This is a genomic window from Flavobacterium sp. IC2-16, from assembly GCF_055521455.1.
This window is the reverse complement of the sequence record NZ_CM145480.1, coordinates 1,761,789-1,775,392: the sequence shown is the minus strand read 5'-3', so window position 1 is coordinate 1,775,392 and position 13,604 is coordinate 1,761,789. Positions and strand designations below refer to the sequence as shown.

The window sequence follows — 13,604 nt, the reverse complement described above, 5'->3', positions numbered from 1 at the left end:
TGAATTCGGAAATATTTTCTAAACATTGATTACAAATCAATTCATTATAGATTTATATTCTACAATTTTTAAATTAAACAGTTAATTATTCTAAAGCTTGTTTTAAATCATTGATAACATCCTGAACCGTTTCCAAACCTACGGAAACACGCACCAAACCGTCAGTAATGCTTACCGCTAATCGCTCTTGTTCGGTTAATTTACTGTGGGTAGTGGAAGCCGGATGCGTTACAATTGTTCGGGTATCCCCAAGATTGGCAGATAAGGAACACAATTGGATTTTATCCAAAAATTTTCTACCTGCTTCAATACCACCTTGAATTTCAAAGGCCACGATGTTGCCGCCCAAACGCATTTGTTTTTTGGCAATTGCATACTGCGGATGCGATTTTAAAAACGGATATTTCACTTGCTTCACTTTCGGATGGCTTTCCAGAAATTCGGCGACTTTTACCGCGTTCTCGCAATGTTTTTCCACGCGAACCGGCAAGGTTTCCAAACTTTTCGACAACACCCACGCGTTAAAAGGAGACAAAGCCGGTCCCGTGTTGCGGGCAAACAGATAAATTTCACGGATCAAATCGGCTCGACCTACGGTAATTCCTCCCAAAACACGACCTTGTCCGTCGATTAGTTTGGTCGCGGAATGCACCACTAAATCGGCACCGTATTGAATCGGATTTTGCAAAAATGGGGTTGCAAAACAGTTGTCGATGATTAAAATCAGGTTGTGTTTTTTCGCGATTTGCCCTAACAATTCCAAATCGATAATATCCACCGCCGGATTGGTAGGCGATTCGGCAAAAAGGATTTTCGTATTCGGCTGGATATAGCTTTCAATGGTTTTCGGCTTATTGATATCGAAATAACTGGTGGTGATGTTCCATTTCGGAAAATATTTCGTGAACAAGGTATGCGTCGAACCAAACACGCTTCCTACCGAAACAATGTGATCGCCGGATTCCAACAAAGTCGCAAAGGTGGAATAAATAGCTGCCATTCCCGTAGCAAACGCATAACCATCTTCCGCACCTTCCATGTTGCAGATTTTCTCTACAAATTCGCTGGTGTTTGGATTGGTGAAACGGCTGTAAATATTGCGTTCCTTTTCCTCTGTGAAGGAAGCACGCATATCTTCCGCATCTTCAAAAACGAAACTGGACGTTAAGTATAAGGGTACCGAATGTTCTAAAAATTGTGTTCTTTCGGTTTGGGTTCTTATGGCTTGAGTTTCGAAGCCGAATGGTGTATTGCTCATGATAAATTGTTTTGTTGTTGTGTTTGATTATTTGCTTTTTTCTGCCAGACGTAGAATATCGCCAAATACACCTCGAGCGGTTACGGCTGCGCCTGCGCCTGCACCTTGGATAACAATCGGATGTTCGCCGTAGGATTCCGTATAGATTTCAAAAATGGAATCGGAACCTTTTAATTGTCCCAGCGAACTTTCTTGTGGAACCGAAACTAAACTCACTTCCAAATTCGCCCCGCTTTCCACCGACAAATCGCCGGACAAATCGCCTACGTAGCGCAATACATGGTTTTCAGCTTGCTTTGTTTTGACATTTTGATAGATCGGATTTAATTCTTCCAATCGGTTAAGAAAGTCTTCCACACTTCCTTCTCGTAAATTTTCAGGAATCAGGTTTTGGATTTTGATTTCAGAGAATTCGTTGCTTAAATCCAATTCGCGGGCTAAGATTAGTAATTTTCTCCCCACATCGTTTCCGTTTAAATCTTCGCGCGGATCGGGTTCGGTAAAGCCTTTTTCGATGGCTTCTTTCAACACCTCGCTAAAAGCTGTATCGGTTGCGGAAAACGTATTGAACAAATAACTCAAAGTTCCGGAAAACACCCCACGGATTCTAGTGATATTTTCTCCGGAATGGTGCAGCAGGCGAATCGTATCAATTAACGGCAATCCTGCTCCTACATTGGTTTCGTATAAATAATTTTTCTGATAGTAGTTTAAATTTTCACGCAGGTTTTTATAAAAACTGTATTCTTTGGTATTGGCAATTTTGTTGGCAGAAACCAAATCGAAGCCGTTTTTAATCAGCTCTACATAATTGGACACAAAATCTTTGCTGGCCGTTGTATCCACCGCAATTAAATTCCCCAAATGCTGTTCTTTAACGGCAGCTAAAATGTTTTCTAAGGATGATTTTTGAATGGAAGTTTCCAACTCTGATTCCCATTGACCAGAAACCCCTTTGGCATTAAAGATGAACTGACGGGAATTCGCAATCGCTACGATATTCAACTCAATTCCCTTACGCTGGATGATGTTGTCACGGCTTTCCAACAACTGATTAATCAACGTTTTTCCAACCGTTCCATGACCAAAAACCACCAAATTGATTTTTTTGGTAATCCCGAAAATTTCACTGTGAATTACATTCAACGCTTTTTTAAGCTGCGAGCGTTCAACTACCAAACTCACGTTCTTTCCGGTTACGGTGTTGTTGAACAAAATCGGAACAATCTGATTGCGAATTAAAGCATCATAGGGTTTGTTGAAGGTCGCTAACTCCTGACCAATAATGGAAATAACCGAAACATTTTCCGTTAAATAAACACTACTCACGTCTTTGGTGTAAAAATCCAGCTCGAATTCGGCTTCGATGGCGGCTTTGGCTTTTTGGGCATCGACAGCATTGACAATAAAACCAATTCCTCTTTCGGAAGAACCTTGGGAAATAATACTTACACTGATGTTGTTCTGCGCCAACACACGGAAGATTCTGGCATCGATTCCAGGTTTTCCTAACAAACCACGTCCTTCTAAATTCACTAAGGTTACGTTTTCCAAAACGGAAAGCGACTTGATGCCTTTTCGTGAATTTTCAGCATTAATCAACGTTCCGTTGTGGGTATGGTTGAAAGTGTTTAAAATTCTCAGCGGAATTTTCTTTTCAATAAGTGGAATAATGGTTTTGGCATGAAGAATGGTAGCGCCGAAAGTGGCTATTTCGTTGGCTTCTTCAAAAGAAAGCTGATCGATTTTTTTGGCATCAGGAACCAAATCGGGGTTGGCTGTGAAAATACCGTCTACGTGGGTGAAGCTTTGTAATTCTTCGGCATCCAAATAATTGGCTAAAAGTGAAGCGGTGAAGTTGCTGCCATTACGGCCTAAAGTGGTGGTTTCGCCGTCGGTGCTGGAAGCGATAAAGCCAGTTACAATATTGACGGTAGTTCCGTTATTGGCAGCAAAATGATTTTGAACGTTCTTTCGAGAAATCACATCGACCGGTTGGGCGTTCCCGAACTTCGCATCGGTCTTGATTAATTGTCTCGTGTCTGAAAAATTAGCGTTGATTCCTTTTTCTTTTAAAGCTTGTGTGACCACTTTTCCGGAAATCACTTCGCCTTGGGCCAACACATTATCTTTGATCTTTTTGCTGTAATCTCCCAAAAGCGCAACACCTTCAAAAAGTTTCTCAAGCAGTTCGAACTCTGTTTTCAAATCAGCCGTGGAATTGTTTCTCTGATAGTTCTTAAAATGTTCCAATTGCACCTGATAAACTTCGTTTTTCTTGGCTTTTTCAAGAATTTCTTCCAATTCATCTGTAGCGCTTCCAATAGCGGAAACCACTACGGCAAATTTTTCCTGTTGCTTGACCTTATCTAAAATAATATTGATGGCTTTGTCGAATCCGCCGTCATAGGCTAAGGATTTTCCGCCGAATTTTAAAATTTTCATAGTTTTTAAGTTTTTAGTTTAGTTTTATTTTTTGTGTTGCAAAGGTGTTTTTTAGTATGGCGTTGAGCTGTTCAAACTCGATTAAAAAGGCATCATGCCCGTGAAGGGATTGGATTTCATGATAACTCACGTTCGGGTTCACGCGCTTCAAAATTTCATAGGTTTCCCGATTTTCGTCGGCGGTGAAAAAATAATCCGAATCGACTGCGATTAAATGAATTTTCGCTGTAGTTTGCTTGGCAAAGCCGATGAATTGTCCGCAGTCTATTCCTTCCCCGATGGTTTTCAAAAGATGGTTCATCAGTTTGTATGACTCTAAAGTAAAACGACTTTCCAACTTCTTCCCATGATGCAACAACCAACTCTCAATCTGGTACAAGTCCTGATTTTCGTTTTTGCTCCGGTTGAATTTTGCTTTTAACGATTGCGGAGTACGATAGAGCAACATAGCATGTAATCTTGCATCGTGAATTGGCGCTTCGGAATTGTTTAGAATTTTATCCTGCACCAGAACATTGGCTATCAACCAATCAGAAGCTTTCCAGTCGGACGCTACCGGAATCAGGTTTTCGATATGGTTGGGTTTTAAAAAAGCCATTTCCCAAGCAATGCCTCCGCCCAAACTTCCACCGATTACAGCGAAAAGCTCATGAATTCCTAAGAATTGTAATCCTTCCCAAAATAACTGAGCGATATCTTTTGTCGTGAAATCTTTGTAATTCTGGATTAGATTTTCGGCTTGACCGTCGAAACCGTTCCCCGGTATGTTGAACGCAATAACCGTGTAACCAGCTGTATCAATGGTTTTTCCAGTACCAATTAAGGCGTTCCACCAACCATTTTCTCCCGTTACCTGCGAATTTCCGGTTAAGGCATGGTTTACCAAAACCACGGGTGCTGTTCCAATTTGCTGACCAAACACCTGGTAATACAACGGCAACCACCGTTTGTAGCTTCCGCTTTGAAGTGTGAAATTGAAAATATCTATCTTTTGTAAACTCATTTTTTTCTTTTTTAAAACCACCCCCGGCTGTGTTGGCAGACGTACCGGAGGCAGTTTAACAAACAAAACAACTTATCGTTAGGCCGCATTATGCTGCGCGTATTCTTTTAAAAGTGTTAGCGTTACAGGAGTTGCATTGATTAGATTGTCACGAAGTGGACATCTTTCTTTTACTTCATCCATCCATTGTTTCAACAAAGCAAGAGGAGCATCAGAAGTTGGTTTCACAATCACTTCTATTTTGCGAAAGCCAGCTCTAGAACGAGTTGGAATCCCATCAACCTTTTTGGTTTCCAATTCTCCCACAATATCCACTTGTATTGATTTCAAATTGATTCCCAATTCTTCGGCAACGAGTAAACCAACCGCATTGATGCTACCGGCAAAACCAGCCAACAAATAATCTGTTGGACTTGGCAATTTTCCTGAACCTATCGAAATCGCATTATTAATCGTTAGGTTTGAACCGCTTGTACTTACCGAAAACTGACTCTTATTTTCCGAAATTCCTATTACAGAAACTATTTTATTGCTCATGATTACTGATTTTTAAGGTTAGATAAAAAGGAATTCGTTTTCCTGAGAATTGATTTCTAGAATTAACAACTCATCCTCTGAAATTGTTTTCTCTTCTCTTAATTCCAATATGCTTTCATTTAATTTTCTCTCGGCATTTTCGATAAGAGAAACAATGGTTTGTATTTTTCTGATTTTATTTTTTAAAGCTGTCATAACTTAAAATTTTAATGAATTGAAATAAAAAAGTCCTTTTGGATGTTTGTTACCAAAAGGACTTTTACAGTTTGAACTATAACTTGAGATTAACTCTTCCGCTTTCGGCAACAATAATGGGGAATGTGGTGCATATACTTGCACATCATTCGTTTCATAAACATGTTTTTAATTGCCGTCGTTTTCATTTTTTCTATTCTGATTAATTATTTAAGTCTTTATTGATTTGGCAGAAAATAAAAAAAGCCTCTGCGGTGTGCAGAGGCTTTAGCTATTTATTTTAAATGAAATTTTAAAACTAAGCAATAAGGTCCTCTGCGGATATTTTCCACATAAAATGACACATATAACGCTTAATTGAATTCACTTTTCTTTCAGTTTTGATGGAGCAAAATTGATAACTAATTTTGAATTCACCAAACAAAAAAATAAATTTTAACACTTTTAATTGAATTATATATATTTAAATACTTTGTATTTACTTTTTCATTGCGAATTCTTAAAATTCAAAAAAACGTTAAGTTTCGTTTGATAATTAAATTTCTTTCATACATTTGCAACAGAAAATCGAGAGGAAAAATTTGAACTGATTGCAACCTCAATAAAAAATGCTAAAGCAGTAACACTACTCCTTTAGGCAATCCCTGCAATTTTTTTCCTCGCTTAAATTTTAAAACAATTTAACTATGGCTTATTTATTTACGTCAGAATCAGTGAGTGAAGGACATCCGGACAAAGTAGCGGATCAAATTTCAGATGCATTAATCGACAACTTTTTGGCCTTTGACGCCGATTCTAAAGTAGCATGTGAAACCTTAGTCACTACAGGTCAAGTAATTCTTGCCGGTGAAGTAAAATCTAAAACCTACCTTGATGTACAGCAAATTGCTCGTGATGTAATCAAGAAAATTGGTTATACAAAAAGTGAATACATGTTTGAAGCGAACTCTTGTGGAGTTTTATCGGCAATTCACGAACAATCTCAAGACATCAATCAAGGAGTAGACCGCGCCAGCAAAGAAGAGCAAGGTGCCGGAGACCAAGGAATGATGTTTGGTTATGCAACCAACGAAACGGCTGATTATATGCCACTAGCCTTAGATTTGTCGCACAAATTATTACAAGAATTAGCAGAATTACGAAGAGAAAACACCGCTATTACCTACTTACGTCCCGATGCTAAATCTCAAGTTACTTTAGAGTACGACAACAACAATAAACCTGTTCGTATCGATGCTATTGTGATATCTACACAACACGATGATTTTGGTCCTGAAGCAGAAATGTTAGCAAAGATCAAAAAAGATATCATCGAGATTTTAATTCCGAGAATTATTGCAAAATACCCTCAGTATGCACATTTATTCAACGATAAAATCCAGTACCACATTAACCCTACTGGAAAATTCGTAATTGGAGGCCCACACGGCGATACTGGATTGACAGGAAGAAAAATCATCGTTGATACGTATGGAGGAAAAGGAGCTCATGGTGGTGGTGCTTTCTCTGGAAAAGACCCATCAAAAGTAGACCGTTCAGCTGCATATGCCACACGTCATATTGCTAAAAACTTAGTCGCAGCTGGAATCGCGGATGAAATTTTAGTACAGGTTTCTTACGCCATTGGTGTAGCTAAACCGATGGGAATTTACATCAATACCTACGGTACTTCCAAAGTAAGTTTAACCGATGGAGAAATCGCTAAAAAAGTAGAAGGTATTTTTGACATGCGTCCTTATTTCATCGAACAACGTTTGAAATTAAGAAATCCTATTTACAGTGAAACAGCTGCTTACGGACATATGGGACGTAAACCTGAAACAGTAAACAAAACTTTCAAATCACCAAACGGTGATGAAAAAACAGTTACTGTAGAATTGTTTACTTGGGAAAAATTAGATTATGTAGACCAAGTGAAAGCTGCTTTCGGATTGTAATACTTTTCGACATAAAAATTGCAAACGACCTATTATTAATGTAATAGGTCGTTTTTTATTTATTATATAACAAAAAAGTGATTTATTTGCAAAAATCTAACAAATGCAAAAGATCATAACCTTTATACTATTCTTTTTGTCGTGGACAACTTATTCCCAAGTTGGAATTAACACTACAAATCCAAATGCCCAGCTAGACATTCGTTCAAGCAATTCAGCTTCACCATCCAACACCGATGGTATTTTGATACCAAAAATCAATGCTTTTCCCGCGATAAATCCCACCATTGCACAGGATGGAATGCTGGTTTATTTAACAACAACAGTAGGGTCAAATACACCCGGTTTCTACTACTGGAAAAACAGTAGCGTTTCATGGCAACCTATTGCAGGGGCAACATCAGGAGGGTGGAACCTTACAGGCAATACAGGAACAAATGCTACAACAGATTTCGTTGGGACCACAGATAATCAGGATTTAGTATTCAAAAGAAACAATGTAGAATCCGGAAGAATTAAAGCTACAAACACGTCTTTTGGCTATTCCTCCTACAACAACCTATCAACCGGCAACGACAATACTGCTTTGGGTATTTTCAGTTTGAACAGTAACACGAACGGTTCATCGAATATTGGAGTAGGATCAAGAACTTTATTCCTCAATCAATCGGGATATGGAAATGTTGGCATTGGTGTAGATGCACTTCGCAACAATACAGGTGGTTATGGAAATGTTGCAATTGGATCGAGTGCATTGTTACAAAACAATACTGGCGGAAATAATATAGCCATAGGTTCTGGCTCACAAATGTCTAATTTCACCACAACAAATAATAGTATCGCTATTGGATACAGTAATAGTGCCAATGAAAATGCAATCGCTATTGGTTATCAATCTTCAGCGTTAAGCAACAATACCGCAATAGGCTACCGTTCTATGGCTCTTGGAAATTACGCTACTGCAATTGGATACTCAACAAATGCACAAAGCGACTATACAACTGCCATTGGTTATTTAGCCCTATCTTCCGCGACAGGTCTTGAAAATACAGCCATCGGCCCTTATACATTAATTAGTTCAAACGGAAGCTCAAATGTCGCTATTGCGCCAAGAGCCCTAAGAAGTAATACAATGGGATATGGAAATATTGGCATTGGTTCTGATGCTTTAAGCAATAATAATGGAGGATCAAACAATATTGCCTTAGGAACAAGCGCTTTATTACAGAATGCTTCGGGAAATAATAATATTGCCATAGGAATTGGCTCTCAGATGAACAACTCCTCAACACCACAAAACAGTGTAGCTATTGGCTATAACAACACTGCAAACACCAACGCTATTGCCATTGGATACCAAACGTTAGCATATGCAAACAATGTCGCTATTGGGTATGGTTCATTTGCAACGGGACAAAATTCTACTGCCATAGGATATTTATCAAATGCTCAAAGCGATAACAGTACAGCCGTAGGAAACCAAGCACTTTATAATGCAATTGGACCAGACAACACCGCCATTGGACCACAAACACTATCCTCCTCAAGCGGTGGTTCAAATGTAGCCATTGCTCCAAGAGCTTTACACAACAACTCCTCAGGAACTGGTAACATTGGAATAGGTATTGATGCACTTAGCAACAACGGAACCGGATCAAACAATATCGCTTTAGGCTCTAGTGCGTTACTTCAAAATAACATAGGTCAAAACAATGTCGCCATTGGAGCAGGCTCACAGATGACGAATTTTGCATTTCCAAACAACAGCATTGCTATTGGTTATAGCACTACTGCAAACGAAAGCGCAATTTCAATAGGATATCAATCATCGGCAGATGAAAATAGTATTGCTATAGGCAAAGGAATTGCAGTACAAAACACCAATAATATAGGTATCGGAAATACTACTTTTGTAAACGGAACATTCAACACCAATATTGGGTTATCCGCTTCAAATTCAGGCTCATATAACAACGCTACTTCTATTGGTGCTTTTTCAACTAACACAGCTAGCAACCAAGTTCGAATTGGGAACAATAGTGTAACCAGTATTGGCGGATATGCTAATTGGTCGAATGTATCCGACAGAAGATTAAAAACCAATATCGTTGAAAATGTACCCGGTTTAGCTTTCATTACTAAACTTCGGCCGGTGACTTACAACTTAAAACTTCCAAATTCTGAAGTTGCAATTCCAGAAAAGCTGAAACAATCTCAAAATGAAAAAGAGCAAGAGACACAAACTGGTTTCATAGCACAAGAAGTGGAAGCAACAGCAAATACTATCGGATATAAATTTAGTGGCGTTGATAAACCTAAAAACAGCAATGACTACTACGGTCTTCGTTATGCAGAGTTTGTAGTTCCTTTGGTAAAAGCAGTTCAAGAACAACAAGAAACCATACTTGAATTGAAAAAAGAAAACGAAATATTGAAGAAAAGACTTGACAGAATAGAACAACTACTATTAAAATAAAAAAAGCCTGACTAAGTCAGGCTTTTTTTACAGTGCATATTTCAAACTTAAAATCAAATATCTCGGTTGTACAATGTAACTGGAGAAACTACTCGTCCCACCTAATTGACTAAAGCTACTATTGTTTAACGAACCTGTGTTTAACAAATTGGTTCCAGATAATTTCCATTCCCATTTGCTATCTTTCTTTTGGTACATTAAAGCCGCTGTCAAGAAATCATATTCATTATTGACTGTTTTCGATTTGTTTCGGTTATGATAGAACGTATATTCCGAAGTAAACGAAAAAGCATCTAAAAAGTAGTATTCTAAAGTTACCGATGGACTATCAACATAGTAAGTATCGTTAGAATAGTCGTTTACCGTAAAATTATATCCAACTTCAATGTTTGGTATTTTCTTATAATTTGTAGAAAATTTCAAATTATAATTTTGAGTAAACGATTCTGTACTTTGAATTTCTGTTGGATTATTGTTTGGATCAGAATCGGCATCTGGGTACACACGAATATTATTAAACTTACTCCAATTTAAACTTGCCCCAAGCGAACCTTTATAATATCTTAAAAATGAACGTCCATAGGTTCCGCTTCCAGAAAAAGTTTCATCCGCAAAAGCCGAATTCATGTTTACTGATGTAGATTCTTGATTAATACCTGTTAACAAAGCCCTACTTTTAACGCCATCTACTTGTCTTGTATAGGTTAGATTACCAAAGATATTTTCGAAATTAAACATATTGTATTTGAAGTAACGCAATGCGTGAACTTGCGACAAAGAATTCTCTAACATTCTATTACCTCGGAACAAACTATTATAATTCGAAAAAACAGCACCTTGTGCCAGCTTATTAATATCGGTGAAGTTATTTGTAATTGTAAAATTATAAGTAAGCGTTTCAGCTTTTTTAAGTTGCCACAATGCATAAAAATCAGGTAAAACACGATTAAATGATTTTTTATTTGACGAGTCTAACTGATCATCAATCATTTGATAATTGTGTGCGGTAAACCCAGGATTAAATGTAAATTTCCCTTTGATGAACTTATAATGCAATCCTAAAAACACATCATTAAAAATATAGCTAACATCGTTATTGTTCTCTGGAGCATTCAAATCATTTTGACTACCATTATCTAAGATTTGAAAAATATGAGAATCAAAGTTTTGATACGAATAAGTATTTCCTAAAGTCACATCAATATTGCTTTTTGGAGTAACCATGTAATAATAATCAAACTTAGCGTCTATTTTATTGGTTTTTACAAATCGGTTTTGCGTTACATCATTACGAGTTTGCGAAGTATTGTATCCAGCAAACATAAAAGGCTGAATGGCTAAATTGGCATTATAAAATGGATCTTCATCCTGATACATGTGTTGCATTTCGAATGCAAATACATTTTTATCATTCAGCGTGTAGTAATAATTTAAATTTTGATTAAATGAAAATGGATTTTGCTTCTTTTTAGAATATACGTCATTGAAAAAAGAAGCGGTCCCCGAAGTTGAACTAATTACTGAATTCGACAACAAGGTTGTTAGTTCATCTTGTTTTGAAAACTTCGTTAAAGCATCATAGTCAAAATGCACCTTTTCGGAAGGCACGTAACTTGAACTCAATTTGAACAATCCCAAACGACTGTCTTGCTTAGTAGTTGAAGTTTCCTCATTTATGGTTGTGGTTCCATTTTTATCCACACGAGTTGTTTTAGAATCGGTTTGCAAATCGGTTTGACTTCCCATTACAATTCCGAAACCACTCAAAGTCCAAGCTTTAGATGGATTATAACTAAAATTAGCTGCTCCAAATTTAGTATCAATTTGTTTGGCTTGGTTGTTTCTTAAACCTAAGATTCCCAAATCGTTTGAAGCAACATTAAAACTGGTTCCACCTCTACGCATCATATTTTTAAATCCTCCTGTGAATTTAAAATAATCCTGCATGGTTAAAGGTAATTCTCCAATGTTATTCAGATTACCAATTACATTCACGCTATATTTAGGATTATAATAAAAGAGCTTCGGATTGATAATATGGCGATCTTCTTTATGACCAACACCAATACCTGCCGTCATATCTCCAAACCAAAAGTTTTTCTTACCTTCTTTTAGTTTAATGTTTATGGCAATATTTTCTTCGTTATTTTCAAGTCCTTTTAGGCTAGAAACTTCATTGTAGTTACGTAAAACCTGGATTTTATCTAAAGCATCGGCAGGAATATTTTTAGTAGCAATTTTAGTATCACCATCAAAAAAGTCCTTCCCTTCCACCATTACCTTTTGAACGGTCTTCCCTTCTACCTGAATTTCACCATCCTTATTCACTTCAACACCTGGAAGCTTTTTCAAGACATCTTCTAGTTTGCGTTCGGTACCATTACGAAAAGAATCGGAATTGTATATAATAGTGTCCCCGCTAATGGAAACTGGCATTTCTTTTACAATTTCAATCTCATTTAGCATCGTGCCTTCTTGCAATACAATATTTTTAACAATGGGTTCAGTTGTTGTTTTAATAGTCGTTTCATACGGCTGAAAACCAACATAACTCACTTTAATGTTATAGGTTGCATTAGGATTTAAAAGAATCTGAAACTTCCCTTTTTCATTCGTTATAGAGTAACCATCCATAGCCTTTGTAGCTTGGTTAACTGCCATAATATTAGCCATTTCAAGAGCTAAACCGGCAGTATCTTTTATGGTTCCTTCAAATTTTACAGATTGGGAATAGGAAATACTTGCTATCAAAAATGACAACAGGAAAAATAGTTTTTTCATTAGATTGATTTCTGTGTGGTTTATTTCCTATTATCTTCCCCCCATTCTCATATGTACTCCTCCGCCTCTATTTCCACCTTGAGACTGGAATTGCTCACGCATTTCTTCCATTTTTTTGGTCACAATCTCGTTGTATTCTTTTTGAGTTACTACTTTACCTTTTTTAGAAGCTTTAATCTCGGCTTTATCTTTAGTATTCATAACCAATTTAGAACACATAATTACGGTTTTACCATCGTTAACTTCCAAAATCAAACCTGGCAATCCCCAATATCCTTCCGGACCTTGATTAATAGGTACTTCTGGTGTATACCACGCCGTAATTAAAATTTCTTTTGGCATTTCATAATCATCCATAAAATTGGTAGATTGTTTTTTCTCTTCTCCGTTTTTCTCTTCCCCTTCTTTTTTCTTTTTTTCACGATAATTACGCATATCAGAAGCATCTACCGGTTTTAATGCCGTTGCTTTATAACAAGTATAATCACCAATTTTTTTAGTTTCCGATTCCAATTTCCAATTTAGTTTTGGAAGTGTATCTACCACTAAAAACTCTTTACCCATAAACTCTTTGTCTACCGTATAGGTTTTTTCTTTTACATTTTTATAATAAGTTCCGCCACCGCCCATCATAGAGCCCATCATACGAAAACCACCACCTCCTTGTCCTGGCGCATCAAGCTTTTCTTCTTCTTTATAAATAGACGCCGCTTTATCAAAATTTAGTATAAAGGTTTTCTCGAACATTTTTTTCATTCGTTCCTCAATCATTTGACGCATCTCTGGCGTAATATCTTTATTACCATCCATACGAGATTTAAAATCGGCCGTACTGGTTTTAGACTCATACACTGCCACCCCTTGAAATTCTTGTGCGAACAAAGAAAAAGCACTCAGAAACAATGCAATTCCTGTAAATAATGATTTTTTCATTTTTTTAGTTTCTATTTAAGTAAAATTAGACGAATAAAT

Annotated in this window: 9 protein-coding genes; 2 read left to right on the top strand and 7 right to left on the bottom strand. The window is 37.2% G+C overall.

From position 1 onward, the window contains the following. Positions 1–85: 85 nt before the first annotated feature. The 5 genes from ACZ1JT_RS07975 to ACZ1JT_RS07955 form a co-directional block, all read right to left on the bottom strand. The gene (locus ACZ1JT_RS07975; RefSeq protein WP_465093313.1) at positions 86–1,258 is read right to left on the bottom strand and encodes a trans-sulfuration enzyme family protein; all 1,173 of its coding nucleotides are present in this window, start codon (positions 1,256–1,258) and stop codon (positions 86–88) included. A 27-nt stretch (positions 1,259–1,285) separates the two neighbouring features. Continuing rightward, the gene (gene thrA, locus ACZ1JT_RS07970) at positions 1,286–3,703 is read right to left on the bottom strand and encodes a bifunctional aspartate kinase/homoserine dehydrogenase I (RefSeq protein WP_465093312.1); all 2,418 of its coding nucleotides are present in this window, start codon (positions 3,701–3,703) and stop codon (positions 1,286–1,288) included. Between the two features lie 13 nt (positions 3,704–3,716). Continuing rightward, positions 3,717–4,706 carry an alpha/beta fold hydrolase gene (locus ACZ1JT_RS07965; RefSeq protein ID WP_465093311.1) on the bottom strand — a complete coding sequence of 330 codons (990 nt, stop codon included), beginning with the start codon at positions 4,704–4,706 and terminating at the stop codon, positions 3,717–3,719. Between the two features lie 78 nt (positions 4,707–4,784). Then, positions 4,785–5,243: an OsmC family protein gene (locus ACZ1JT_RS07960; protein ID WP_465093310.1), complete on the bottom strand. Its 459-nt coding sequence runs from the start codon at positions 5,241–5,243 to the stop codon at positions 4,785–4,787. Positions 5,244–5,261: 18 nt separating this feature from the next. Next, positions 5,262–5,438 carry a hypothetical protein gene (locus tag ACZ1JT_RS07955; RefSeq protein ID WP_465093309.1) on the bottom strand — a complete coding sequence of 59 codons (177 nt, stop codon included), beginning with the start codon at positions 5,436–5,438 and terminating at the stop codon, positions 5,262–5,264. Between the two features lie 686 nt (positions 5,439–6,124). Here ACZ1JT_RS07955 and metK point away from each other — a divergent pair. Together metK and ACZ1JT_RS07945 are read left to right on the top strand one after the other, a co-directional pair. Continuing rightward, positions 6,125–7,375, top strand: a complete 1,251-nt coding sequence (metK, locus tag ACZ1JT_RS07950) for a methionine adenosyltransferase (protein ID WP_465093308.1) — start codon at positions 6,125–6,127, stop codon at positions 7,373–7,375. A 103-nt stretch (positions 7,376–7,478) separates the two neighbouring features. Beyond that, a complete protein-coding gene (locus tag ACZ1JT_RS07945) occupies positions 7,479–9,851 on the top strand; it encodes a tail fiber domain-containing protein (protein ID WP_465093307.1) in 2,373 nt (790 codons plus the stop codon). A gap of 27 nt (positions 9,852–9,878) precedes the next feature. On the opposite strand, the gene ACZ1JT_RS07940 is transcribed toward ACZ1JT_RS07945, so the two are convergent. Both ACZ1JT_RS07940 and ACZ1JT_RS07935 read right to left on the bottom strand, forming a co-directional pair. Next, positions 9,879–12,632: a carboxypeptidase regulatory-like domain-containing protein gene (locus ACZ1JT_RS07940; RefSeq protein ID WP_465093306.1), complete on the bottom strand. Its 2,754-nt coding sequence runs from the start codon at positions 12,630–12,632 to the stop codon at positions 9,879–9,881. 30 nt (positions 12,633–12,662) lie between these two features. Beyond that, positions 12,663–13,565 (bottom strand): GLPGLI family protein, encoded by a 903-nt coding sequence (locus tag ACZ1JT_RS07935; protein WP_465093305.1) that lies wholly within the window; start codon positions 13,563–13,565, stop codon positions 12,663–12,665. Between the last annotated feature and the right edge of the window lie 39 nt (positions 13,566–13,604).

Excerpts from the sequence above, each read along its gene's own strand:
- ACZ1JT_RS07975 (WP_465093313.1), bottom strand. The coding sequence starts at position 1,258 with ATGAGCAATACACCATTCGGCTTCGAAACTCAAGCCATAAGAACCCAA.
- thrA (WP_465093312.1), bottom strand. The coding sequence starts at position 3,703 with ATGAAAATTTTAAAATTCGGCGGAAAATCCTTAGCCTATGACGGCGGA.
- ACZ1JT_RS07965 (WP_465093311.1), bottom strand. The coding sequence starts at position 4,706 with ATGAGTTTACAAAAGATAGATATTTTCAATTTCACACTTCAAAGCGGA.
- ACZ1JT_RS07960 (WP_465093310.1), bottom strand. The coding sequence starts at position 5,243 with ATGAGCAATAAAATAGTTTCTGTAATAGGAATTTCGGAAAATAAGAGT.
- ACZ1JT_RS07955 (WP_465093309.1), bottom strand. The coding sequence starts at position 5,438 with ATGACAGCTTTAAAAAATAAAATCAGAAAAATACAAACCATTGTTTCT.
- metK (WP_465093308.1), top strand. The coding sequence starts at position 6,125 with ATGGCTTATTTATTTACGTCAGAATCAGTGAGTGAAGGACATCCGGAC.
- ACZ1JT_RS07945 (WP_465093307.1), top strand. The coding sequence starts at position 7,479 with ATGCAAAAGATCATAACCTTTATACTATTCTTTTTGTCGTGGACAACT.
- ACZ1JT_RS07940 (WP_465093306.1), bottom strand. The coding sequence starts at position 12,632 with ATGAAAAAACTATTTTTCCTGTTGTCATTTTTGATAGCAAGTATTTCC.
- ACZ1JT_RS07935 (WP_465093305.1), bottom strand. The coding sequence starts at position 13,565 with ATGAAAAAATCATTATTTACAGGAATTGCATTGTTTCTGAGTGCTTTT.